Origin of the sequence: Corynebacterium sp. HMSC036D03 (genome assembly GCF_001836185.1) — a bacterium.
Taxonomy (GTDB): domain Bacteria; phylum Actinomycetota; class Actinomycetes; order Mycobacteriales; family Mycobacteriaceae; genus Corynebacterium; species Corynebacterium simulans.
Genome location: NZ_KV827729.1, coordinates 66890 through 89646 on the forward strand (window position 1 = coordinate 66890; position 22757 = coordinate 89646).

A 22757-nucleotide genomic window follows, 5' to 3' on the forward strand; every position below is an offset into this window, starting at 1 on the left:
TAAAGGAGGTTTAATTAACCTAACAAGTATGCCTCAATGGCCTTGGCCATCCATACTTGGTCACGTTCGCCGACCATCTCGCGTGCGGAGTGCATAGAAAGCATCGGCACGCCGACGTCGACGGTGTCGATGCCTAAGCGGGTCGCGGTGATGGGACCGATGGTGGAGCCACAGGGCACGTCGTTGTTGCCCACGAAGCGCTGGAAAGGAACCTTGGCTCGCTCGCATGCGCGCTCCCACAGGGAGACGGTCGTGGCGTCGGACGCGTAGCGCTGATTGCCGTTGATCTTGGTGACGGGGCCCTTACCGATAATCGGGTGATGCGTGGGATCGTGCTTGCCTGCGTAATTAGGGTGGACCGAATGCGCGGCGTCGGCCGACACGCAGCAAGAACGCGCATACATTTGATACCGCTCCTCCTCGTTGGCTCCCAGCGCGCGACCAGTGCGCCCCAGGACATCGGCGAGAATCGGGCCGGCAGCACCGAAACGAGAAGCCGAGCCCACCTCTTCGTGGTCGAAGGCAGCCATGACCAAAATGTCTTCGTGTCCATAGTCCTTCTGCTGGGCGGCATTGCGCATTGCGACGAGGCTGGCAAACACGGAAGAAAGATTATCCATGCGGCCGGCCGCGATGAAGCGCTCACCGGTGCCGAATACGGCGCCCCGCTGGGCATCGGCAGTAATGAGATTGAATGCAGAGATCTCATCCTGAGCCACGCCGATGGACTCCGCTACCACGCGCAATACCGAGGCATCGGGAGTGCCCACGGAAAGCACCGGCTGCATGTTGTGCTGGCGATCCGGCTTGAACTCGTCCTTGCGGTAGAGGTGGATAGCCAGCGAAGGAAGACGCAGAATCGGGCCGGTGTTAACCAAATGATGCACGCCATCCTTCGTTACCACCTGACCGGCAACGGTCAGCTCACGGTCAAACCAGGTATGCAGCAACGGGCCGCCGTAAATTTCTACCGCGACCTGCTGCCAGCCCGCAGCATCAAAATCGGGGGTCGGCTTGAGCACAAGGCCCGGCGAATCTGTATGAGAACCGATGATCCTAAACGCGGAGTGTTTGCCCGCGCCCTCCGGCACGAACCAAGCCATGATGGCGCCGCCGCGAATCATGTAGTGGCCGCCTGGGGCTGCTGACCATTCCGCGGCCTCATCCTGGCGGACAAAGCCCACCTCTTCTAGCTGGCGCGCCACCTCGTGGGCCGCGTGATAGGAAGAAGGAGAAGCGGCTATGAAATCAAGGAACTCATCCGAAATACTCATGCCTCCTACTTTGCCATGAATTGCGCCGCGCTAAGCTAAAAGGACCATGGCTGATGCACGAAAACCTCGCCCGTTGGCGCTTTCGCCTTCTCGGGCCTCAGACTATAAACAGTGCCCACTTCTCTACCGCTTTCGGGCAATTGACAAGCTCCCCGAGCCGAAGACCGTAGCGCAAGTAAAAGGAACGCTGGTCCACGCAGTTTTAGAAAACACCCACAAGCTGCCGCGCGAAGAGCGTGACTACCCCGCTGCAGTGAAAATGATTAAGCCGGAATGGGCCAAAATGGTCGCTGCCGACGCCGAGCTTAAAGAGCTCGTGCCCGAGGAAGAAACCCTCGATTTCTTCGTAGCGGCCCGCGAATTGCTCAAGGGCTATTTCCAGATGGAAAACCCGCAGGGCTTCGATGCTAAAGAATGCGAGATGTACGTCAATACCGTCTTGCCAAACGGCGTGCCGGTCCGCGGCTTCATCGACCGCGTGGACGTTGCCCCAACCGGTGAGGTCCGCGTCGTGGACTATAAGACCGGCAAGAAGCCAATCCCCCGCTTTAGCCAAGACGCCCAGTTCCAGATGCGTTTCTACGCGCTTGTCTATTGGCGAATGCTAGGCGTCATCCCCGCCCAGCTGCGCCTGATGTACCTCAAGGTCATTGACTCGATGTTCCTTACCCCAACCCGCGAAGAGCTGGAGTACTTCGAGCGCGATCTAGGCGAGCTATGGGCAAAGATCGAGGGCGACGGTAAGGAAGGTCTCTTCCGCCCGAAGACCTCGAAGCTTTGCGGCTGGTGCTCTTTCCAAGAGCTTTGTCCTGAATTCGGCGGAACCCCGCCCGAGTATCCGGGTTGGCCGGGCTCCGCCGCAGATAACTAGAACAGGCCGGAAATGGTGCCATCGGCGGCAACATCGATGTTGTTGGCCGCCGGCTTCTTCGGCAGACCCGGCATGGTCATGACGTCGCCAGTCAGCACCACGATGAAGCCCGCACCAGTACGCGGCAGCAGCTCGCGCACGTGGAGGGTATGGCCCTCTGGAGCGCCCAAGGAAGCCGGGCTATCGGAGAAGGAGTACTGCGTCTTTGAGATGACCACTGGGAAGTTATCCCAGCCATTGTCCTTGATGTACTGCAGGTCCTTCTTGGCCTTCGGGCCGTACTCGATAGAGGTTGCACGGTAGACCTCGGTGGCGATCTTTTCGATGGACTTTTCCACGCCCTCTGCTGGATCGTAGAGCTGATGTGCCTGACCCTCGGAGAGGTTTTCTAAGAGAGTTTCTGCCAACTCCTTGGCTCCTTCGCCGCCCTTTGCCCAGACATCTGCCTCAGCCAGGGCGACGCCAAAGTCCTTGGCCCAGGTCCGCATGAATTCGCGCTCGGCCTCGGTATCGCTGTAGAAGGAGTTGAGCGCAACTACTGGTTGCAGACCAAACTTGCGGATGTTTTCAACGTGGCGCTCGAGGTTGACGATGCCCTTGCGCAGTGCGTCAAGATTTTCCGTGGTCAGGTCCTCACGGGCCTGGCCGCCGTTGTACTTTTGGGAGCGGATGGTGGTAACGACCACAGCACCCGCGACGTCGAGCTCGCCAAAGCGAGCCTTGATATCCATGAACTTCTCGCCGCCCAAGTCGGCGCCAAAGCCAGCCTCGGTGAGCACAATGTCGCCGAATTTCATCGCAGTCTGTGTTGCAAGCAAGGTGTTGCAGCCATGCGCAATGTTGGCAAAAGGTCCACCGTGTACGAATGCCGGGGTGCCGCCCAGAGTCTGTACTAGGTTCGGGTTGAGGGCGTCGCGCATCAAAGCAGTCAGTGCGCCCTCGGCATCAAGCTCGCGTGCCGTGACTGGCTTTTGGTCGAAGGTATAGCCAACGGTAATATCACCCAAGCGTTTCTTAAGGTCTTCGAGGTCAGTAGCCAGGCCCAAGATAGCCATGATCTCTGAAGCTGCGGTGATGGTGAATCCGGTTTCCGCAGGCACTCCGTGTGCCGGGCCGCCGAGGCCAGTGACGACGCCGCGCAGCGCACGGTCATTGACATCGAGGCAGCGCTGCCAGGTCACGCGGCGCGGGTCGATGCCGAGCTGGTTTCCTTGGTGGATGTGGTTATCGATGATGGCAGCCAAGGTGTTGGTGGCCGCTGCGATGGCATGGAAATCACCGGTGAAATGAAGGTTGATATCCTCCATCGGGACAATCTGGGAATAACCGCCGCCGGCGGCACCACCCTTGATGCCCATGACTGGACCTTGGGAAGGCTCACGCAAAGCGACGATGGCCTTGTGCCCCAGTAGTGCTAAAGCATCGGTTAGACCAATCAGCGTGGTGGACTTGCCTTCACCAGCCGGTGTTGGAGAAACACCAGTGACGAGCACCAGCTTGCCTTTGGTGGGAAGGTCCTCGAGCTTCGTGATATCAACCTTGGCTTTGGTGTTGCCATAAGGAATGAGCGCTTCCTCCGGGATTCCCGCACGAGAAGCAATATCGGTAATTGGCTCCAGTTTGTGAGCCTGTGCGATTTCGACATCTGAGAGTTGGGTAGCCATGGCTTTATGCTACAGAGAAAAGCCGCCCGATCTGCCTGTTTCGGAGAAAAGGACAGTGGGCGGCTAAATTGTCAAATCGCGGGCTCTAGGCGATGACAGCACCGAGTGCGTAGCTCAGCAGAACAGCGACCACGATGGAGACCGTTCCTGGGATGAGGAATGGGTGGTTGAACACAGCCTTTCCGATGCGGGTGGAGCCGGTATCGTCCATCTCAACTGCGGCCAGCAAGGTTGGGTAGGTCGGGAGGATGAACAGAGCGGAAACGGCTGGGAATGCGGCCAGTGCGGTCAGCGGGCTTGCGCCCAGGGCCAGCGCGGCCGGCAGCAGCGCCTTGGTGGTAGCAGCCTGGGAGTACAGCAGTGCGGCGGCGAAGAAGAGAACGACGGCCAGCATCCACGGAGCGGACTTGACGACGTCGCCCGCCATGGTCTGGATGTTGTCCATGTAGTGGTTGATGAGCGTGGTGCCCAGCCAGGCGACGCCGAGAACACACATGGAAGCAGACATACCGGACTTGAATACCGGGGTGTTGAGGATGTCAGCGGCTGGAATCTTGGTGATCATCACGATAAGCGTTGCTGCGGTGAGCATGACCGTCATGATGGCCTCGTTGCGTGGCAGCGTCGGCTCGGCGATGAGGCCAACCTGCTCCGAGGTTAGCGTTGCCCAAATCATGACGATGACGATGGCAGCCAGGAAGATGTAGATGGAGGCCTTTGCGCCCTTTTGCGTGCTTTGGTCGGTGTGTCCCTTCGGCATTGCGACGAGGCCCTGTGCGAGGCGCTCCTGATAGACCGGATCGTCTTCTAGCTCCTTACCCGCGTGGTTTGCCAGCCAAGCAGCCGGGAAGATGCTGAGGAAGGTTGCTGGAATAAGAACGCCGAGCAGCTGGAGGTAACCGATGCCGGTTGGCTCCAGAAGCGAGGCCAGCAGGACCACGGCGGCGGAAATCGGCGAGGCACAAATTGCCATCTGGGAGGACACCACGGCGATGGAAAGCGGACGCGATGGGCGGACCTTGCCTTCCTTTGCTACCTCGACGATGACGGGCAGCGTAGAGAATGCGGTGTGGCCAGTACCTGCTAGAACGGTCATCAGCCAGGTGACGATCGGTGCATAGTAGGTGATGCGTCGCGGGTTCTTACGCAGGAAGCGCTCGGCCACCTGGACCAGGTAGTCCATACCGCCCGCGCGCTGCATGGCGGCGATGGCGGCAATAACGGTCATGATGATGCCGATGACGTCGAAAGGGATATCTTCGCGGGTAACCGGCACGCCTGTTAGGCCCAGCAAGAGGACGCCGAGACCGCCAGCGACACCGATGCCGATTGAGCCAATGCGGGCACCTAAGTAAATCGCGGCGAGGACAATGAGGATATGGACTACAGCCATGGGAATCTCCACAAGGTCGAAAAATTAAATGGCTTCCTCAGCCGAAAATAAACGAGTCAGCCATGCTCTGTCCTCCCCATTGTCCCCCAAATCATGTGGTTTTGGTTAATTAAAACGCCCGTTTGTGCTTGTTCCCACAAAATTAACCTTTTGCATTACGGTTGGTTGATTGAAAACCAGAGAAATCCCTGCACAAAAACAAAACGACGAAAGGCCATGTGGTAAAACCACATGGCCTAAAACCCGTACCTAATAGCTCGCGGGGGCGCTGATACATTTAGGGCTTAGGTCGGATTTAGTCCTCGTCGATGTAGAGCTGGCCGCGGAACTCTGGGTGCATCAGGTTCTCAACGGACAGAACCTTGGACAGGGTTGCCTCGTCCATAAGGCCCTTCTCCAGAACGAGTTCCTTGACGCCCTTGCCGGTCTTCAGGGACTCCTTAGCGATTTCGTCACCGTTGTGGTGACCGATGAACGGGTTCAGGTAGGTGACGATACCGATGGAGTTTTCAACGTATGCGCGGCAGACATCAGCGTTGGCGGTGATGCCGGTGACGCACTTCTCGCGCAGGGTGTCAACAGCGTTGCCCATGATACGGATGGACTGGAACAGTGCCTCACCGATGACCGGCTCCATGACGTTGAGCTGGAGCTGGCCAGCTTCAGCAGCCATGGTGACAACGTGGTCATTGCCGAAGATCTTGAAGCAGACCTGGTTGACAACCTCTGGGATAACCGGGTTGACCTTACCCGGCATGATGGAGGAACCAGCCTGGCGAGCAGGCAGGTTGATCTCGCCCAGGCCAGCGCGTGGGCCGGAAGCCAGCAGGCGCAGATCGTTACAGATCTTGGCCAACTTCATAGCGGTGCGCTTGATGACGGAGTGCAGCAGAACGTATGCGCCGCAGTCGGAGGTTGCTTCGATGAGGTCGCGAGCGGTCTTGATCTCCAGGCCAGTGACCTCGGATAGGGCTGCGGTGACCTGGTGGCGGTAGCCAGCTGGGGTGTTAACGCCGGTACCGATTGCGGTGGCACCAAGGTTGATCTCCAGCAGGCGCTTCTGAGCGTCGCGCAGTACCGCCTGCTCCTCAGCCAGGTTATGAGCGAATGCCTTGAACTCGTCACCCAGGGTCATAGGAACAGCGTCCTGCAGCTGGGTGCGGCCCATCTTCAGGATGTCCTGGAACTCGTTGCCCTTGTCGTGGAAAGCGTTCTGCAGGGAATCGATGCGCTCGATCAGGGTGTCCAGGGAGTAGTACAGACCCAAGCGGAAACCGGTTGGGTATGCGTCGTTGGTGGACTGGGACATGTTGACATCATCGTTCGGGTTGATGATGTCGTATGCGCCCTTTTCCTCGCCGAGGTACTCAAGAGCGAGGTTGGCAACAACCTCGTTGGTGTTCATATTTAGCGAGGTGCCCGCGCCGCCCTGGAAGACGTCGAGCGGGAATTGGTCCATGCAGCGACCCTCGTCCAGGATCTGGTCACATGCCCAGATGATTGCCTCTGCCTTCTGCTTAGGCAGAACGTGCAGACGACGGTTGGCCATTGCGGTGGCCTTCTTGACCATCACCATGCCGCGGATGAAGTCTGGAATGGTGTTGATAGTGACGTAGGAGATCTGGAAGTTGTCGATGGCGCGCAGGGTGTGGACACCGTAGTACGCGTCATTCGGGATCTCCATGGAGCCGAGAAGGTCGGTCTCGGTGCGAGACTTCTTAGAAGAAGACTTCTTAGCCTTGGCAGCGTCCTTGGCCTCGTTAGCAGAAGGTTTTACGCCCTCCTGCTTAGCGTCGATTTCTGCATCCTTCTTAGTGGTCTTAGCCATTTGGCGGGACTCCTTAAGTGGTCAATACTCGCTGAAAAATCCGCGAGCATTTCGAACGATAGTTGTTTGAGTAAACTCAAGGCCCATCGTAGCTAGAGCAGGCATTCCGGCGTTCAATCTGCGCAAGATCTCTAAAATTTACCCCTAAAAGCGGGCGATGCGTAGCTCTGATGCCAGGATAGCTTCCGCTCCCAACGCCGAAAGGTGGTCCATAATTCGATTCGCATCCTGCCGTGGGACCATCGCGCGCACCGCTACCCAATTGTCCCTTGCGAGAGGGGCAACCGTGGGCCCGGTAAGCCCCGGTGTTACTGCCGAAGCCGCCTCCAAGTCTTCTTTGGGCACGTTGTAATCGAGCATCAAATAGTTACGCGCATTTAGGATGCCCTGGATGCGTTGGAGGACTACTTGCTCTTCATCGCTCAATCCCACGCCGGCGCGCTTGATGAGGACCGCCGTGGACTCGGTGATGGCTTCCCCAAACGGGGCAAGCCCCTGCTGACGCAGCGTCGCTCCGGTAGAGACCACGTCTGCGATCGCATCGGCAACGCCTAAGTGGATGGAAATTTCCACCGCACCATCGAGGCGGATAACTTCAGCTTCAATCCCCCGCTGCCGCAGATCCGCGCGCACGAGATTGGGATAAGAAGTAGCGATCTTTTTGCCCTGCAGCTTTTCAATGGTCCAGTCTTCACCCTGGCGGGCGGCGTAGCGGAAAGTGGATGCGCCAAAGCCTAAATCTAAAACCTCGTTGAATGATGCGCGGGAGTCACGCGCGAGATCGCGACCAGTTATGCCTAAGTCCAAGACGCCTTGGGCGACGTAGATGGCGATGTCTTTGGGGCGCAAAAAGAAAAACTCGACGCCGTTAGCCTCGTCAACGATGTTGAGTGCCTTGGAGTGCCCGCGGCCTTTGTAGCCGGCTTCTGCCAAGATGCTAAGGGCAGCCTCGGACAATGATCCCTTGTTGGGAACGGCAACTTTAATCATCTTAAGGCTCCTTCCCTTTAGAGATACTTGTAGATATCTTCTGGCCTAAGCCCCCGCTTTAGCATCATGACCTGTAGCCAGTAAATAAGTTGGGACATTTCCTCGGCGAGCTCTTCGTCGGATTGATACTCGGCAGCAATCCAGACCTCACCGGCTTCCTCGATGATCTTCTTGCCAAGATGATGAGCGCCCTTATCGAATGCAGCCACGGTTCCAGAGCCCGCTGCACGGGCCTGAACCTTCTCGGACAGTTCTGCAAAAAGGGACTCGAAATTCTTCACGGATTCTATTGTTGCATAGAAACTTGGCTCCGAGGGCTAAAATCGATAACTAAATAGATTTGGACGAATTAGAGCTCATCTCGCCAAACCACGCATAGACATCGGCCGCGTTAACGCCGTCTAAGTGACGCGCAGGCCGTAGCGTAGAAATTTCGGTTACTTCCGCTGGAACCTCTACCCTGTCATCCTCTGGTAGGCCAATGACGTGGCAGCCGGCGTCGACAGCCGCACGCATGCCCGCAGCGGAATCCTCAAAGACCAAGCAATCAGCGGGATGAAGATCGAGGCGACGTGCTGCCTCCAAGTACATATCGGGTGCAGGCTTTCCGGCTGGTACTTCGTCACCGCAGATTGTATCGACGAAGAATTCTTCGCCTATCTCCGGAATGGCCGAAGAAGCGACATAGCGCTCCGTATTCGTGGTGACCATCATCGGCATACCATCCGCATGCAGTTCGCGCAGAAGCTCCGGGATACCTGGGAAGATTTCTAGGTTGCCGTGGAAGAGATTTTTGACGTAGTCAAAAGTAACCTCCTGGTAACGCTGATAGTCACCGGGCATAAGCTCGACTCCAGCCAACTCAGCGCAGACTGAAAGAGTCTTTTCAAAAGTGCCGCCAACCGTAGCAAGCCGCTCCTTCGGGGTCATTGCATGGCCCATAAGGCTAGACAGATGCAATGTGGCTTGGGCCCACAAGGGCTCAGAGTTGGTCAGCGTGCCGTCCATGTCCCAAAAGATGGCTGCGGGCCGTTTGGGTATGGATTGACTGGATGCGGAACCTGCAGATTCGAAAGATGAGCTCATCAAAAGATAAGGGGTTACGTTTAGAAGTCGAGCTCAGGCAGTTGTGCCAAGGCTTCGTCATCGGCGCCGGTGGCTGCGGAGGCATTGTAGATAAGCTCAGAGAGCTCTTCTTTTTCCTCCGGCTCCAAAACTGCATCTGCGTTCTTGCGGTTGAACGCAGCCAGCTTCTCGACTGACTTGTTTACGCTCGCGGCAAGAGATTGCCCGTCTGGATCATCAGGGAGTGCATCAAGATCGTCGAGAAGCTTTTCCACAATGGAACGCAGCTCTGGAAGAACGCCGGCGTCGAAGGGCGCCTCCCAGAATTCTTTCTCTTCTTCTTTGAGGTAGCTGCCAGTGGCAAAGGATTCGAGATTGCTGATGAACTCATCGACGATGGGCTGAAAGTCTGCGCGAATGCTCATGAAGTGAATTCTGCCTGATATTTCTTAAACGCGCACGCCAAGTAGCGAATAAAAAGCGGTGCGCAGCAATTCGGCCGCCTGCTCGTCATCTGCGCCGCGCTCGCCCGCTGCCCACTCGTCGACGGCCTGCAAAGCTGCCGGCGTATCCAGGTCATTGGAAAGCGCGAGACGCACTGCGTCGACAAGCGCCTGTGCGGCATCTACGCTGCCCGGATTCTCCAGTGCCTTACGCCAGTTTGCCAGGCGTTCGTTGGCCGCGTGCAGAACCTCATCGGACCAATCGCGCTCGCTGCGATAGTGGCCTGCGAAGACGCCCAGGCGAATGGCGGAGGGATCAACGCCCGCTTCAACCAGCTTGTGTACGAAAACGAGGTTGCCCAGAGACTTCGACATCTTGACGCCGTCGAGGCCAATCATGCCGGTGTGCACGTAAACCTGCGCCATACGCTCCACACCCAAGGCTGCCTCCGCATGCGCTGCTGAGAACTCGTGGTGTGGGAACTTAAGATCGCTTCCGCCGCCCTGGATATCAAACGAGGCGCCCAGGCGATTGGTGGCGATAGCAGAACACTCAATGTGCCAACCAGGTCGGCCCGGGCCAAATGGAGAATCCCATGCCGGCTCGCCTTCACGGTGAGCGCGCCAAATCAAGGCATCCAGCGGGTTGCGCTTTCCTGGACGCTCAGGGTCCCCACCGCGTTCGGCGAAGAACTCCTCCATCTCCGCTGCGGAGTAGTTGGACTCGTAGCCAAAGGCTTCCGTGGCTTCGATGGACGCATAGACGTCGGGGGATTCGGGGTCGTCAACGATGTAGGCGGCGCCGGCATCGAGAAGCTTGCCCACCATCTCGGTGACCTCATCGATGGCTTCCATCGCGCCCACGTAATCCTGGGGTGGCAAAACAGAAAGCAGCTCCATATCGGAGCGGAAAAGATCAATCTGGGAGGTGCCGAGCTCACGCCAATCGACGCCGTCGCGCTCTGCACGCTCAAAGAGCGGGTCATCCACATCCGTGATGTTTTGGACGTAATGAACCTTGTAGCCGTTATCCAGGAGCTGGCGATAGGCCAGGTCAAAGGTCAAATATGTTGCCGCGTGGCCCAGGTGGGTCGAATCATAGGGAGTAATACCGCACACGTACATGGTGGCGGTGTCCCCCGTTACCTCTACCTTCTGGATCTGCTGATCCGCGGAGTCGTAGAGGCGGAGTGCGTGGGGTTTCCCTGGAACTAATTCAACATGGGGTTCAGGCCAAGAATGCATGCGGTCTATCGTAGCGCCCTTTTCATGCCTAATGCACTTTGTACAGCATTAGGCATCAGGCAGGGCTAATAGCCAGTTATGAGAAAACCGGCCTATGGCTGAAGGTAGCCGAAAGCGATGAGCGCCATGATGATAATGCCCACTGGGATGCGGTATGCGGCAAACCATTCGAAGGAATGGTTGCCCACGAATTTCAGTAGCCATGCAATGGAGGCATAGCCAATCGCAAAGGCGATAAGGGTGCCCACTAGCAATTGCGCGCCGGTTGCGGACTGGCCGACAGTCGGGCCGAAGGCATCCCCCAAAGAAAACAGCCCGGAAGCCAACACGGCTGGGATTGCGAGCAAGAAGCTAAATCGAGTTGCCACCTCGCGGTCGAGGCCCAAGAAGAGACCTCCAGAGATGGTACCGCCGGAACGGGAAACGCCAGGCACCAGCGCCAAGCACTGGCATAGACCCATGACGATGGCGTCCTTCATGTTCAATTCTTCGAAGCCGCGCTCCTTTTTTCCGGTGCGCTCAGCCGTGATGAAGACAAAAGAGAAAAGGATGAGCATCGCAGCCGTAATCCACAGGTTGCGCAGATTGTCACGGATGAAATCCTTGCCCAGCACGCCCAGGATGCCGATCGGAATGGAACCGACAATGACCATCCATCCCATTCGATAGTCTTGACCCCGTTTTTCCTTGTTGAAAAGTCCAGCAAACCAGCCTTTAAGGATCTGCCAAATCATTCCGGCGAAGTAGACCAATACGGCTGCTTCCGTACCAAGCTGGATCACGGCAGTAAAGGATGCACCAGCGTCTTGACCCCAAAAAAGCTCGGAGACGATCCGCAGGTGGCCGGAAGAGCTAACTGGCAGAAACTCGGTGAGGCCTTGGACAATGGATAGGACGATGACCTGAAGCCAGGACATTGCGTCTGTTGCTGCTGCAGTATTCACTCGGGTGAGCATACATAGTCTGGCGCGCTTCGGGATCTACCCACGCTGGCTGCTAGGATAAACAACCGTGAAACCACTGGCCAGAACAAAGAAATTGATGCCACTGACGCTTTTTGCAAGCGCCCTAGCACTTAGTGCATGCCAGCCGGAGGTAGGCGTTGGCGGCTATCCAGATTCAGCTCTGAAGGTAAACGCCACGCCTGCTCCTGCCTCCAACGATGGGGCAAAGCCTGCAGGCAAGGTCGCGAAATTTGAGGAGAAGGTAACGGACCTCGCGGCCCACGGCAACACCATCGCCGTCCGCACCAAGGACGCACTTTACGTCGGCCAGCAGAGCGAGTTCCTCGGCGGCGACGCAAAGAAGATCGACATCGACGAAAAGTGCGGCGATTTGAACGCCTCCCAGCAGGGCTTCGTACTTGCCTGCGGCGATAAGGTCTATCTCATTGACCCAACCAAGCCCGATGCCCCGACCGAGGTAGCCATGGAAGAAGAAGCTCCGGTCACCGTCGCCACGCAACTTTCTAGCGGCGAGATCTTCGCAGGCTCCAAGGACTCGCGCACGGTTGGCATCTATGAGGACGGCAAGCGCGACCGCGACATTGAGGTCGAGGAAGGCTCCGATCAGCTCCTAGCTGTGCCTAACGACGCCGGTGCCGACAACGTCGTGCGCATCCTGCGCGCTGATTCCACGATCCAGAACATCGATTGGCAAAACGATCGCGCCGGCGGCCGCCTTCGCGCAGGCCAAGGCATAGGCCAGATCTCTGTTGGTGGCGGTGCCCTCGTCCTCGCCTCCGATACCTCTGGCGAGCGTCTTGCGGTATATACCGCCGACGACGTAATCCGCCTGCACCAATACGGCAACGTCGACGGCTCGCCATGGGGCGTGGCATGGGACCCACAGCGCCAGCTGGCATGGGTTACGACCACCGACAACGGCAAGGCACATGCCTTTTCCATCGTCTCCGGCGTGCCTGAGAATAAAGGTAGTGTTGACACGGTCGCAGATGCTCAAAATATCGCCGTGCTTGACGACGCCACCGTGGTCACCGCCTCTGCGAGTGGCAGCGGCATCCAGTTTATTTCCGAACCGAATCTGAAGTAAGGGCCCTTTAAAACCATGCAAGAAACTCGCGTCGACGCACTGCGCAAAGCCGCCTATCAATTAGCGCTCAAAGGCATGTTTAAGCTCGCGCCCGAGCGCATTCACCTCATTATGATGGGTGCTTTATCCGGCTTGCAGAAAGCACCCCTGCTGCACCGCGGTCTACACAAGGTGGTGCCAGTCAATGATTCAGTACTGGAGCAAGAGGTATTCGGTGTAAAGTTCCCGCGTCCGCTGGGACTTGCAGCTGGTTTTGATAAGAATGCCGCAGCCGCCGATACTTGGTCTGCTGTTGGCTTTGGCTATGCAGAACTGGGCACCGTCACGGCAAAGGCGCAACCGGGAAACCCTGCCCCACGCCTTTTCCGCTTGAAGGCGGATCGCGCAATCTTAAACCGCATGGGCTTTAACAACGAGGGCGCAGCCGCTGCAGCCCGCAACCTGCGGGCACGTCGGACTTCCGACGTCATCGGCATCAACATTGGCAAGACTAAAGTCACCCCTGCCGAAGAAGCGGTCCAGGACTACCGCCAGTCAGCTTCGGTTTTGGGCGACCTGGCTGACTACCTCGTAGTTAACGTCTCCTCGCCAAACACCCCGGGCTTGCGTGACCTCCAAGCCGTTGAGTCCCTGCGTCCGATCATGGCTGCTGTGCAGGAATCCACCAGCTCTCCAGTCCTGGTCAAGATCGCTCCAGATCTCTCTGACGAGGACGTTGACGCAGTTGCCGATATGGCGGTCGAGCTGGGCCTTGCGGGCATCGTGGCCACCAACACCACTATTTCACGTGAGGGACTCAAGACCCCCGCCGACGAGGTTGCTGCAATGGGCGCTGGTGGCATTTCGGGCGCACCGGTTGCGGCGCGCTCCTTGGAGGTCCTCCACCGCCTCCACGCGCGGGTGGGTGACAAGCTCGTGCTCATCTCCGTTGGTGGCATCGAAACCCCGGAGCAGGCGTGGGAGCGCATTGCTGCAGGAGCCAGCCTCCTGCAGGGCTACACGGGCCTGATTTACGGCGGCCCGGACTGGATTCGCGATATTCACCGCGGCATCGCCGAGCAAATTCGGGCTCACGGCCTTCGCAACATCTCTGAGGCTGTAGGCTCCGGCCTTCCTTGGAAGTAGAAAGCTGCCAAGCCAAAACCACGAAACGCCCGTCCCACCACCTCAACCTACAAGGTGGCGGGACGGGCGTTTTAACACGTCTTTAACGAGCCTTAGGTGGTCTCGTACCAACCCCAAGTGATCGCACGTCCCAGGGCGTGGAAATGAAGATTAAAGCCTAGGACAGTCGGCGTGGATTCTGGGTCGATGTCGAGCTTTTCCACATCTACCGCATGCACTACGTAGAGGTAACGGTGCGGGGCATGCTCTGCGGGCGGATTCGGGCCGTAGTAGGTCTTCTTGCCGGAATCCCCGCGCAAGCTAACCACGCCTTCGATGCCTAGGTCCTCAGCCGAACCTGCGCCGGTTGGAAGTTCTGTAACGGTGGCTGGGATGTTAAAGGCCGCCCAGTGCCAGAAACCCGATGCCGTAGGCGCGTCTGGGTCGAAGCAGGTAACCGCATAGGATTTCGTGCCTTCAGGCGCGCCGCTCCACTTCAGCTGTGGAGAGACATCAGAGGGAGCACGGAAACGCTCAGCGATCTCCTCGCCCTCTACAATGTCTGCGGAGGTCAGCTCGAAGCTCGGCAGATCCTTTAGCGGCGCATAAGGATCGTGGCCAGGAAAACGGGAATCTTGTGCATATGAAGTCATATTTCAGTTGTACCTGAGGCCACACTATGCTGTCGATGAGTCTGGCATCTCAATTGGCAGCCCCCCACGCCATACCGCAGGCGCAACTGCCAACTTACAACGATGTACTTTTACGCGCTTTAAAGGCCTCAAAACTAAGCCATTTTCCACTACTACCTGCTGATTTGTTTAATCTACGCGTTTCGCGCTACAGTATTCGAGTGCCCAGCCGAGAGGCTGAAAACACCCAGCCCGGGTGGCGGAATGGCAGACGCGCTAGCTTGAGGTGCTAGTGTCCTATTAACGGACGTGGGGGTTCAAGTCCCCCCTCGGGCACAAATGTGAAGTCTCGCGACATCGATAGGAACGATGTCGCGAGACTTTTTCCGTAGCATCTATTGCCCTCCCTGCCTCGAGCTAAGATGAGGGCAATTATCCAAATGTTAAAACAAGGCGCACAACTCTCGCTTGCCTCGGAAGCGCGGCCGCTGCCAAGGCAGCCGCCTAGACTACAGCCTCCGGCTCAGCCTCGGAACCCTTAAGCTTTTTCGCTTTACGGCGTTCGATGAAGTACTTGATAATGATAGGCAGTACCGAAAGGAAGATGATGAGCAACATGATCTTCTCAATCGAGTCCGCGATACCCGGAATATTGCCCAGGAAGACGCCCACCAGATTCATCGACACCACCCACGCGATGGCGCCAGAGATATTCCACCCCACGAAGTTCTTATAAGGCATCTTCGCTGTACCAGCGGCAACCGGGATGTAGGTACGAACAATCGGTACGAAGCGGCCGAGCACAAGCGCAACCGGGCCATGCTTGGCAAAGAATTCTTCTGCCGCGACGAGGTGCTCAGTCTTCAAGATGCGTGCATCATCTTTGAATAGGCGGCGGCCGAAGCGATGGCCCAGGTAGTAACCAACTTGATCGCCCAGCACTGCAGCCACGATCCCCACGCCGAGAAGCGTCCAGATATTCACGTGCAGCTGGTCGCGCAAGATCGCCGCTGTAACCAGCAGCGAGTCACCCGGCAGGAACGGGAACAAAACGCCCGACTCAATGAATACAACGACGGCAATGCCGGCGATTACCCATGGCCCAAATGATTCCAATAGGGTCGCAGCGTCCATGTAGGACAAAAGGTTAGAAATTGCGTCCACTCGATACTCCAAAACATTCTTAAAGCGCCTCAACCAAAAAGGAGGCGCAGGTGATTGCATCTAAGTATCTCCCCTGTCTTGCCACTAAGTACAGCTCGACATGGCCTTTCACGGCAAATTGTCGCGATCGACACAGCATACATTCAGCCACCGCGATTCCACATCCAAAGATTGGCCCACTACTGTTTTACCCATGACTCGACTTCTTGGATGGCTGCGTAGCTTGGGCGGCTTCGTAAAAGACGTCTGTGCCTCTGCAGTCGCCGCCGTGCAAGGTTGGTCAGCCACGCGATGGTTGGTCGTCCTCACTGCTGCCATTTGCCTAGGCGTTGTCGCAGTGCTTGTCGATGTCCCTGACATCACCGCCCTGCGCTCCTGGGCCGAGAATATGGGCACCTGGTTCATTATCGCCTTCTTCCTAGGTTATGTCATATTTACGCAATTTCCGCTGCCCCGTACCTTTTGGACCGTGGCTGCAGGTATCCTATTCGGCCCTTGGCTCGGTCTTAGCATCTCTCTTGCGGCATTGACCGTATCTGCAGTGCTTTCGCTTTTCATCGTTCGCCTTCTCCTCGGCGACTGGATTCGCCCGCACCTAACCCACCCTGCGGTCTTCAAAATCAACACGAGGTTAGAAAGGCGCGGGTGGCTTGCCATCGCAAGCTTGAGAATGGTGGCAGGCGTGCCCTTTTCCCTCCTCAACTATGTCGCCGCGCTGACCCCTATCCCCGTAGGCCAATTCACCGTGGCCACACTTGTGGGCTCCATTCCTACCACCGCCATCGGCGTTTTCTTCGGTGATACCCTGACCGGCCAATCCGAGCCTTGGATCTTCGTCGCCATCGCCGTTCTCGCCGTTATAGGCGTCGCAGGCTTGGTTCTCGCCGCCAAGTTGCCGATGCGCCCCTAGGTAGACCCTCAAATGCTATGAAAGCCAAAGGACAGCGAGTCAAGTTTCACCTATAGACTTTATGGGCGCTATGCTGATTAGCACTTCGCTTTGAATATTCTTCGGCCCTAGGAGACACAATGCTCGCTGTACACGCACGTTATCGCGGCCGCTCGGTACGCCGCGCGGAGCTGGTGCAGCGATCCGCCACCGCCCTTTCCACGCTTGACGGAGTCGGCGAGTTCCACGTCCTGGGTGTCGAGGACATCTGCGCGGTGGCGCACTCTGCGTCCTCCGTGTGTGACGTTGTCATGGCGCTGCTTGCCGACGGTGACTGGGCCATCGGCATCGGCGTATCCCCCGGAGCACGCGGCGACGAAGAAGCTGCCCGTCAGGTGGCCACTGCCGCGCTGAAAGGCTCGGCGCGCGCGGGCCAGGTATACGCCAAGATCAGCAAGCGAGGGCGCGCTTCGGAAGCTAACGATATCGCCGCCACCTTTGCCTTGCTTGGATTCGTGCTCCACAAGCGCACGATTGAGGGCCGCGAGGCAACCTCGCTAGTGCGCGCTGGGCTAAATCAGAATGAGGCGGCCGAGGAACTCGGCATCTCCAAGCAGGCAATGTCGCAGCGTCTGCAGGCCGCTGGTTGGGCCGCCGAGATGGCGGGTTGGCAGCTGGCGGTCAACATCATTGAGCGCGCCGATACTCTTTAATATCCGAGGTCAGCTTTCGAAAGCTCCGGCGTGGTCACGAAATCGACCAGCCTTTCCACTGCTCCAATCAGCGTCGGATCTAGATCTCGGAACGTATTGACGGCGGTATAAACTCGGCTCCAGCCTTCCTTCGGGTCAGACCAGCCCACGCGCTTAGCGATGCCCGTCTTCCAATCCTCACCGTATGGCACCTCCGGCCATTCGCGAAGCCCCAGACGCTCGGGCTTTACCGCCGCCCAAATATCGATAAAAGGATGGCCCGTTACCAGCACGTGCTCGCCCACACTCTGGGTAAGGCGGGTTTCCTTAGAACCTTCGACTAGATGGTCTGCCAGAACGCCGACGCGCCGGCCAGGGCCAGGCTGGAACTCGGCGAGACGTTCTTCCAAGTTGTCTAGACCCTCCAGGTATTCGACTACCACGCCCTCAACGCGCAGGTCATGGCCCCAGACCTTCTCCACAATCGCGGCGTCGTGAATGCCCTCAACCCAGATGCGCGAGGGTGCCGCAACCTTTGCCTCAACATTGGCCACCCGCCGCGAACCGGAGTTGGACTTTTGCGGGGCCTGCTTTTCGACGTAGCGCGTCAGGGTGACCGGCTGCCCCTCCAACAGGAAGCCGCCTTCCACCAAGTTGAAAACACGCTCTTTTCCGTAACGATCCTCGAGGCGGACTACTTGACCGAACACGGTCTTGTCCACGCCCATCACTGCGCCGACAAAGTCGTCGCCACGTACCTCAACAACCATTCCAGGTTCTGCTGGAACCTTTGGGTACTCCTTCTTCTGTGCACGCTTATGGCCTGCAAAGATGTCGCCGCCGTATGGATCGATACTCATGGGCCAAAAGTCTATCTACTAAACTTTGCCGTCATGGATATGCGCGCCGAGGTTTGGTCTCCTTTACAAAACACCGCAGTCTGGCTGGGCGCCTGGCTGTGGGGACACGAGTCCACGGACGATCTCTTGGATGCGATGCAGGAGCTCGGTGGCTTGCATGTGATGGAGGATGAAGCACCCTTTGTGGATTTGCTAGCTTACCTGCGGGCAGAAACTTCCGCGATTGTGCAAAACGGCGAGCTCGAACCCGTGCTGCGTCTTGTCCTTTCCGGGCCGGGTGAGTCCCCGCTTTTGCCGGCAGGCTCGAAATCATGGAAGGCGGCGGCCGCAAGCGATGCGGGCGCAATCGTTGTGCGTACCAATGATCACAACCGCCACTTAGTGCTCGTGCCCCACTATGGAAACTCCAGCACCACTTGGCACGTGTTCGAGGAGGAACTGCCCTTGCCTGCACCTGCGTGGCTGAGTCCGGGCGAGGCTGACGAGCTGCTCAGCAAGGCAACCAACCAAGCCGCAATACTCATCGAAGCTGCGGGCTATAAATCGGATGCTTTGCATAATCCACGGCTTACCGTAGGCAGCCTCAGCGATTTTTATGACACTCCGAGACTTCCACGATCAGTATCACCGCGGGCCGCAAAGCTTTTCGCCCGTGCAGACCGCGTGGGAGCGATTATCGAAACCGTGACGGAAAGAATGAACGATCACAGCCTCGATCATCACCTTTTAGGTCTGTGGCGGCACATCCGTCAAGCGCGTATGGCGGGCGTTGCACACGCGCTTTCGGATTTCAGCCGCTAAGGGCCATTATTTACGCAGCGACCAAATATCGCAGCAGCCCTCAGCACAGGGAGCGCCGTTAGTAGTACAGCCCTGAACGGTGACGTTGCCAATGCTCTCCCACTGCTTATCTTGCTCGAGCTCCTCGATAAGATCCACGATCATCGATGCAAAGGAATCGGTCGGGCCAGCGGTACGGGTACGTTCAACGAGCACACCCATCTCATCGGCCGCATTCTTAAGCTCCGTATCGAGGTCCCATACAACCTCCATATGATCGGAGATGAAGCCGATCGGGCAAACGACGACCGCCTCAACGCCATCCTTGTCATGAATTTCGGTGGTGTGGTCGACGATATCGGGCTCGAGCCATGGGGTCTTTGGGTTGCCGGAACGCGACTGCCAGACCAAGTCATAGTCAGCTACACCTGCGGCTTCTGCCACGAGACGGGAGGCTTCGGCGACCTGGCGGGAGTAGATATTTTTATCGCCTTCGCCGCCACCGACGTTATCGTGCGCGGTAGGTACGGAGTGCGCAGTAAAGAGCATGCGTGCCTGCTTGCCCTCTGGGATCTTGGCATAGGCATCCTTTACCGCCTGGGTCATCTCTGCGATGAACTTCGGGTGATCGTAGAACTGACGGATCTTGGTGAACTCAATCTCAGGCAGGCCTTTTTCGGCGAGATGCTCGCGCAGCTGGCGAATATCCTCGTCGTACTGGCGGCAGGCAGAGTAACCGCCCCACGCAGAGGTTGCGAGAACGGCGGCGTTACGCACGCCGTCGGCAGCCATCCGCTCCACTGTCTCGGTGCCGAATGGGTGCCAATTGCGGTTACCGAAGTAGACAGGTAGATTATGTCCGCGTTTTTTCAGCTCCTGCTCGACATGGTCGATGATTTCACGGTTGAGCTTGTTGAGCGGGCTTACGCCGCCGAAATGGAAATAGTGCTCGCCCACTACCTCAAGGCGCTCACGTGGAATGCCGCGCCCGCGGGTAACGTTCTCCAAAAACGGAACGACCTCCTCGTTTCCTTCCGGGCCACCGAAAGAAAGAACGAGGAGGGCGTCGTAATTGCGGGAAAGCTGTTGTGCGTCAGTCATACCGCAATTTTACCAACCAAAGGTTGGGGCTTAGAGGAGGCGCACGACATTAGGCGTCATTCCGGACCAACGCACAGGAGAAATCTGAACGTTAGATCCAGACTGAGGGGCCTCAATCATAGTGCCGTCGCCAAGATAGATAGCTACGTGCTCGCTTGCGCCGGGCCCGTAGAAGATAAGGTCGCCGCGCTGCATCTCGCTAGCTGGGACCTGAGTACCCTTCTGGTACTGGTAGCCGGTGTAGTGTGGCAAGGAGATGCCGGCACCGGCAAAGGCGTACATCGTAAGGCCAGAGCAGTCGAAGCCGACCTTGTTGTAGTCGCCGAAGGAGTCAGCCACGCCGCCGTCGCGGATTCCCTTGGTGGGGCCGTTCGCGTTGCCACCGCCCCATGCATAGGGCATGCCGATCTGGGACTTTGCACGGGCAATGACCGCTTCAATCTTCGCGCTGCGGTCGGCATCGCCAAGCGCGTTCGTTGCTTCTTCCGTGACATCATCCGTGGTGTCCAACTCGCCTAGGACGTCAGAGACCTCATTGGTCAATTCATCGTCCTCGGTGTTGCTGGTGGTGCTGCCGCCCTGGAGAGCTGCGAGCTGCGAAGAACCCTGCGCCAGCGAGTCCAGCTCCTCCTGGGTCAAGCCCGTATGATTTGGCTGGGCCGCGCCAACAATCGCGGCAGCCGCACCGATTGCCGTGCCCGCGAGCGCCAGCGTCGAGGAGTCGACGGAAGAACCGTGCATGCTGAAACCTTCGGAGGAAAGCTTTTGCACGTTCGGATCCGAAGACAGCTCCTGGGCCGCCTCCGCTGCCTTCTGGACGTCGCTCGCGCTAAGCTGCGAGCCAGACCTATCCGCACGGAAGTCCCGGGTTACGGAATCCGGCTCGCCGCCCTGCATCATCGAATCAGACTCGGTAGCTGATGTAGATGACTCCGCCGCGGAAGCGTCAGGAGCAAGCGCCGCTTCGCCACCGTTGGCATTAGCATTCGCAGAAGCGCTTTCCGACGTCGACTGCGTTGCGCCCGCAGCATTGCTTGCCGCCGCGGACTCCTGGGAGCCTGCTGCCGGCGCCTGCGAAGTAGCCGCGCTATCGGTCTGAGCCTTCCTCTTGGTCAAGTTATTTGACTGGACGTTTGAGCCAGACTCTCCAGTCTTAGACTCGTTGGAATCTAGCTCTTTGGCTTGATTTAGCGCATTTTGCACCTGGGAGCGCTGCTTTAGCAAGCTCTCGCGCTCGGAGGAAAACTCGGCCACGTTCGACTGGCTTTCTTCCAGGGTTTGACGCGCTTGGGCCTCAGCCTCGGTAGCTTTTTCCTCGCGCAGCTGTGCCAACTCCTGGGTCTTGCGAAGCTGCGATTCCTTGTTCGCCTTCTCAGTGCGCTCTCGCTCCAACCGATCCAAGACCGCCTGCTGATCCTTGGTTTGCGTATGCAGATAGGTCTGGCGCTCCAGCATCTCGCCGCGCGCGTCATTTCCCGCAGCCGTGGAGACAGCGTCAGAAGTATTGGCACGGCGGTAAGCAGTACGCGAAAGCTCATTGAGCTTCTTCTGAGCCTTTTCGACTTCCGACTGTGCGGAATCGAGTTCACCACGCGCCGCAGTGGTGCCACGGCGAGCCTGAGCGGCTTCCGTACGCGCGTCCTGGAGGTCGACCAAGGCACGGTTTACTGCCTCACGTCGCATTCCAATTTCTCCCTCGAGCTTCGCAATCTGCTCTTCAATGGTGGCAATGGCGCCAGCAAGGTCAGCGACAGATGCATCTTTCGAGGAAAGCAAGGACTGGATGTTGACCGGTTCTTCCGCCTGGGCGGCAACCGGAGCAAGGGTGGAAACGGTAGATAGCGTCGCGGTGGTTGCGACGGTGACTAACAGCGTCTTCAGACGCCGAGAGCCGTACTTAAAGATGGTGGCCACGAGAAGTATCTCCTAGACACCCACGCTTCGCCGAATTGTTTCACGTCATGCAAAAGCTCATCCCTACACAATCAGCCACAATCAGCCCAGCCAAACCCGATAGAAGCTATGAGAGTCCTCGCCTGCGACCGGCGAGGTAGCCTTCGAGCATCCACCTCGGCACAAGATACAGATGCGCCTGTCAGCGAGCTGGCTGGCAGAAAGCTAGCGGGTTTACACTGTTGATTTAGATATAGGAATGCCCGGGACTTAACTTAAGCCAGCTTAAAAGCGCATGTCTTAACTAGCGCACCCCTTTGAACTCTTTTACCTAATCGCACAATGGCAAAAGTTAGGGGCACGTTACCCGGCACCAGGCAGCCTTGGAGTAGGTGCAGATATACGCATTCGATGCGTACACCGCCCTGGCAGTACAACCTTTAGGCAGGTTGTGCCTACGGTGAAAATGCGTGACGTTTATGCGCCGATCACAGGCGCGGGAGAAGCAATGCTGTGTTGAACTCGCGTCTTAACCCCGTATGAACCGCTCTAAAATCCGTGGCCTGCCGTCGCCGCAATTCCGTTGCGCTTGCGCGCGGTCGGGAGGGCGGAAAGCAAAATCCACGAACCTTGAACGGGCCGCACGAAGCTAGCCCTACGAGTAACTCGCTATGCCGATCACATTGCCATCCCCTTACCGAGAACCCGCAGAAGCTTCTCGCCCCAGAAGGCTGAAGCTGCACCGGCACCCGGTGAGGCGACGACAAGACCAACCGGCTTGCTTGTCCCCAATCGGAATGTGGGTGTGTCAATTCTT

The 22757-nt window shown here is 57.7% G+C and carries 21 protein-coding genes and 1 tRNA gene; 7 read left to right on the forward strand and 15 right to left on the reverse strand.

The window, feature by feature from the left end; all coding sequences use genetic code 11:
- Positions 1–14: 14 nt before the first annotated feature.
- Entirely contained in the window at positions 15–1274 is a 1260-nt protein-coding gene (locus tag HMPREF2692_RS03530) for a M18 family aminopeptidase (protein WP_061922470.1), read from the reverse strand.
- Between the two features lie 46 nt (positions 1275–1320).
- On the opposite strand from HMPREF2692_RS03530, the gene HMPREF2692_RS03535 reads away from it, so the two are divergent.
- Positions 1321–2145 (forward strand): RecB family exonuclease, encoded by an 825-nt coding sequence (locus HMPREF2692_RS03535; protein WP_061922467.1) that lies wholly within the window; start codon positions 1321–1323, stop codon positions 2143–2145.
- Here the strand turns inward: HMPREF2692_RS03535 and HMPREF2692_RS03540 are convergent.
- The 9 genes from HMPREF2692_RS03540 to HMPREF2692_RS03580 all read right to left on the reverse strand — a co-directional run bounded on the left by HMPREF2692_RS03540 (position 2142) and on the right by HMPREF2692_RS03580 (position 11690).
- A complete protein-coding gene (locus HMPREF2692_RS03540) occupies positions 2142–3809 on the reverse strand; it encodes a formate--tetrahydrofolate ligase (protein ID WP_070822754.1) in 1668 nt (555 codons plus the stop codon). The two genes, HMPREF2692_RS03535 and HMPREF2692_RS03540, sit on opposite strands and share 4 nt — an antisense overlap.
- Positions 3810–3894: 85 nt before the next feature.
- Positions 3895–5202, reverse strand: a complete 1308-nt coding sequence (locus HMPREF2692_RS03545) for an anaerobic C4-dicarboxylate transporter (protein ID WP_070822756.1) — start codon at positions 5200–5202, stop codon at positions 3895–3897.
- Positions 5203–5497: 295 nt separating this feature from the next.
- A complete protein-coding gene (gene aspA / locus HMPREF2692_RS03550; protein WP_061922458.1) occupies positions 5498–7030 on the reverse strand; it encodes an aspartate ammonia-lyase in 1533 nt (510 codons plus the stop codon).
- Between the two features lie 144 nt (positions 7031–7174).
- Positions 7175–8020 carry an ATP phosphoribosyltransferase gene (gene hisG / locus HMPREF2692_RS03555; protein WP_061922455.1) on the reverse strand — a complete coding sequence of 282 codons (846 nt, stop codon included), beginning with the start codon at positions 8018–8020 and terminating at the stop codon, positions 7175–7177.
- A 17-nt stretch (positions 8021–8037) separates the two neighbouring features.
- On the reverse strand, positions 8038–8301 hold the full coding sequence (locus HMPREF2692_RS03560; protein WP_061922452.1) for a phosphoribosyl-ATP diphosphatase: 264 nt from the start codon (positions 8299–8301) through the stop codon (positions 8038–8040).
- A 49-nt stretch (positions 8302–8350) separates the two neighbouring features.
- Entirely contained in the window at positions 8351–9106 is a 756-nt protein-coding gene (locus HMPREF2692_RS03565; protein ID WP_062040812.1) for an HAD family hydrolase, read from the reverse strand.
- A gap of 20 nt (positions 9107–9126) precedes the next feature.
- Positions 9127–9510, reverse strand: coding sequence for a hypothetical protein (locus tag HMPREF2692_RS03570; RefSeq protein WP_061922445.1), 384 nt, complete (start codon positions 9508–9510; stop codon positions 9127–9129).
- Between the two features lie 24 nt (positions 9511–9534).
- Positions 9535–10773, reverse strand: a complete 1239-nt coding sequence (gene mshC, locus HMPREF2692_RS03575) for a cysteine--1-D-myo-inosityl 2-amino-2-deoxy-alpha-D-glucopyranoside ligase (protein ID WP_070588004.1) — start codon at positions 10771–10773, stop codon at positions 9535–9537.
- A 92-nt stretch (positions 10774–10865) separates the two neighbouring features.
- Entirely contained in the window at positions 10866–11690 is an 825-nt protein-coding gene (locus tag HMPREF2692_RS03580) for an undecaprenyl-diphosphate phosphatase (RefSeq protein WP_201040701.1), read from the reverse strand.
- A gap of 124 nt (positions 11691–11814) precedes the next feature.
- On the opposite strand from HMPREF2692_RS03580, the gene HMPREF2692_RS03585 reads away from it, so the two are divergent.
- A complete protein-coding gene (locus HMPREF2692_RS03585; RefSeq protein ID WP_141744792.1) occupies positions 11815–12825 on the forward strand; it encodes a hypothetical protein in 1011 nt (336 codons plus the stop codon).
- A 15-nt stretch (positions 12826–12840) separates the two neighbouring features.
- A complete protein-coding gene (locus HMPREF2692_RS03590; RefSeq protein WP_061922436.1) occupies positions 12841–13950 on the forward strand; it encodes a quinone-dependent dihydroorotate dehydrogenase in 1110 nt (369 codons plus the stop codon).
- 92 nt (positions 13951–14042) lie between these two features.
- On the opposite strand, the gene HMPREF2692_RS03595 is transcribed toward HMPREF2692_RS03590, so the two are convergent.
- Positions 14043–14582 carry a YbhB/YbcL family Raf kinase inhibitor-like protein gene (locus HMPREF2692_RS03595; protein WP_061922432.1) on the reverse strand — a complete coding sequence of 180 codons (540 nt, stop codon included), beginning with the start codon at positions 14580–14582 and terminating at the stop codon, positions 14043–14045.
- Positions 14583–14811: 229 nt separating this feature from the next.
- Here HMPREF2692_RS03595 and HMPREF2692_RS03600 point away from each other — a divergent pair.
- Positions 14812–14897: transfer RNA gene (locus HMPREF2692_RS03600), tRNA-Leu, on the forward strand.
- A 168-nt stretch (positions 14898–15065) separates the two neighbouring features.
- Here HMPREF2692_RS03600 and HMPREF2692_RS03605 read toward each other — a convergent pair.
- Positions 15066–15695, reverse strand: a complete 630-nt coding sequence (locus tag HMPREF2692_RS03605; RefSeq protein ID WP_061922604.1) for a DedA family protein — start codon at positions 15693–15695, stop codon at positions 15066–15068.
- Between the two features lie 223 nt (positions 15696–15918).
- Here HMPREF2692_RS03605 and HMPREF2692_RS03610 point away from each other — a divergent pair, with 223 nt between their 5' ends.
- Both HMPREF2692_RS03610 and HMPREF2692_RS03615 read left to right on the forward strand, forming a co-directional pair.
- A complete protein-coding gene (locus HMPREF2692_RS03610; protein WP_070822758.1) occupies positions 15919–16635 on the forward strand; it encodes a TVP38/TMEM64 family protein in 717 nt (238 codons plus the stop codon).
- Positions 16636–16754: 119 nt separating this feature from the next.
- The gene (locus tag HMPREF2692_RS03615; RefSeq protein ID WP_070822760.1) at positions 16755–17327 is read left to right on the forward strand and encodes a MarR family transcriptional regulator; all 573 of its coding nucleotides are present in this window, start codon (positions 16755–16757) and stop codon (positions 17325–17327) included.
- Here the strand turns inward: HMPREF2692_RS03615 and HMPREF2692_RS03620 are convergent.
- Complete coding sequence (locus HMPREF2692_RS03620) at positions 17324–18166, reverse strand: DUF3097 domain-containing protein (RefSeq protein ID WP_070822762.1); 843 nt, start codon at positions 18164–18166, stop codon at positions 17324–17326. The two genes, HMPREF2692_RS03615 and HMPREF2692_RS03620, sit on opposite strands and share 4 nt — an antisense overlap.
- A 33-nt stretch (positions 18167–18199) precedes the next feature.
- On the opposite strand from HMPREF2692_RS03620, the gene HMPREF2692_RS03625 reads away from it, so the two are divergent.
- A complete protein-coding gene (locus HMPREF2692_RS03625) occupies positions 18200–18967 on the forward strand; it encodes a hypothetical protein (RefSeq protein WP_070498452.1) in 768 nt (255 codons plus the stop codon).
- A 6-nt stretch (positions 18968–18973) separates the two neighbouring features.
- On the opposite strand, the gene HMPREF2692_RS03630 is transcribed toward HMPREF2692_RS03625, so the two are convergent.
- Positions 18974–20047, reverse strand: coding sequence for a ferrochelatase (locus HMPREF2692_RS03630; RefSeq protein ID WP_070822764.1), 1074 nt, complete (start codon positions 20045–20047; stop codon positions 18974–18976).
- A gap of 30 nt (positions 20048–20077) precedes the next feature.
- On the reverse strand, positions 20078–21961 hold the full coding sequence (locus tag HMPREF2692_RS13300; RefSeq protein ID WP_070822766.1) for a DIP1281 family NlpC/P60 protein: 1884 nt from the start codon (positions 21959–21961) through the stop codon (positions 20078–20080).
- Between the last annotated feature and the right edge of the window lie 796 nt (positions 21962–22757).

What these genes read in the sequence shown, in the direction of transcription:
- hisG (WP_061922455.1), bottom strand. Translation starts at nt 8,020, where the DNA reads ATGATTAAAGTTGCCGTTCCCAACAAGGGATCATTGTCCGAGGCTGCC.
- HMPREF2692_RS03615 (WP_070822760.1), top strand. Translation starts at nt 16,755, where the DNA reads ATGCTCGCTGTACACGCACGTTATCGCGGCCGCTCGGTACGCCGCGCG.
- HMPREF2692_RS03595 (WP_061922432.1), bottom strand. Translation starts at nt 14,582, where the DNA reads ATGACTTCATATGCACAAGATTCCCGTTTTCCTGGCCACGATCCTTAT.
- HMPREF2692_RS03540 (WP_070822754.1), bottom strand. Translation starts at nt 3,809, where the DNA reads ATGGCTACCCAACTCTCAGATGTCGAAATCGCACAGGCTCACAAACTG.
- HMPREF2692_RS03630 (WP_070822764.1), bottom strand. Translation starts at nt 20,047, where the DNA reads ATGACTGACGCACAACAGCTTTCCCGCAATTACGACGCCCTCCTCGTT.
- HMPREF2692_RS03530 (WP_061922470.1), bottom strand. Translation starts at nt 1,274, where the DNA reads ATGAGTATTTCGGATGAGTTCCTTGATTTCATAGCCGCTTCTCCTTCT.
- HMPREF2692_RS03590 (WP_061922436.1), top strand. Translation starts at nt 12,841, where the DNA reads ATGCAAGAAACTCGCGTCGACGCACTGCGCAAAGCCGCCTATCAATTA.
- aspA (WP_061922458.1), bottom strand. Translation starts at nt 7,030, where the DNA reads ATGGCTAAGACCACTAAGAAGGATGCAGAAATCGACGCTAAGCAGGAG.
- HMPREF2692_RS03535 (WP_061922467.1), top strand. Translation starts at nt 1,321, where the DNA reads ATGGCTGATGCACGAAAACCTCGCCCGTTGGCGCTTTCGCCTTCTCGG.
- HMPREF2692_RS03570 (WP_061922445.1), bottom strand. Translation starts at nt 9,510, where the DNA reads ATGAGCATTCGCGCAGACTTTCAGCCCATCGTCGATGAGTTCATCAGC.
- HMPREF2692_RS03610 (WP_070822758.1), top strand. Translation starts at nt 15,919, where the DNA reads ATGACTCGACTTCTTGGATGGCTGCGTAGCTTGGGCGGCTTCGTAAAA.
- HMPREF2692_RS03580 (WP_201040701.1), bottom strand. Translation starts at nt 11,690, where the DNA reads ATGTCCTGGCTTCAGGTCATCGTCCTATCCATTGTCCAAGGCCTCACC.
- HMPREF2692_RS03565 (WP_062040812.1), bottom strand. Translation starts at nt 9,106, where the DNA reads ATGAGCTCATCTTTCGAATCTGCAGGTTCCGCATCCAGTCAATCCATA.
- mshC (WP_070588004.1), bottom strand. Translation starts at nt 10,773, where the DNA reads ATGCATTCTTGGCCTGAACCCCATGTTGAATTAGTTCCAGGGAAACCC.
- HMPREF2692_RS03620 (WP_070822762.1), bottom strand. Translation starts at nt 18,166, where the DNA reads ATGAGTATCGATCCATACGGCGGCGACATCTTTGCAGGCCATAAGCGT.
- HMPREF2692_RS03585 (WP_141744792.1), top strand. Translation starts at nt 11,815, where the DNA reads ATGCCACTGACGCTTTTTGCAAGCGCCCTAGCACTTAGTGCATGCCAG.
- HMPREF2692_RS03605 (WP_061922604.1), bottom strand. Translation starts at nt 15,695, where the DNA reads ATGGACGCTGCGACCCTATTGGAATCATTTGGGCCATGGGTAATCGCC.
- HMPREF2692_RS03625 (WP_070498452.1), top strand. Translation starts at nt 18,200, where the DNA reads ATGGATATGCGCGCCGAGGTTTGGTCTCCTTTACAAAACACCGCAGTC.
- HMPREF2692_RS03545 (WP_070822756.1), bottom strand. Translation starts at nt 5,202, where the DNA reads ATGGCTGTAGTCCATATCCTCATTGTCCTCGCCGCGATTTACTTAGGT.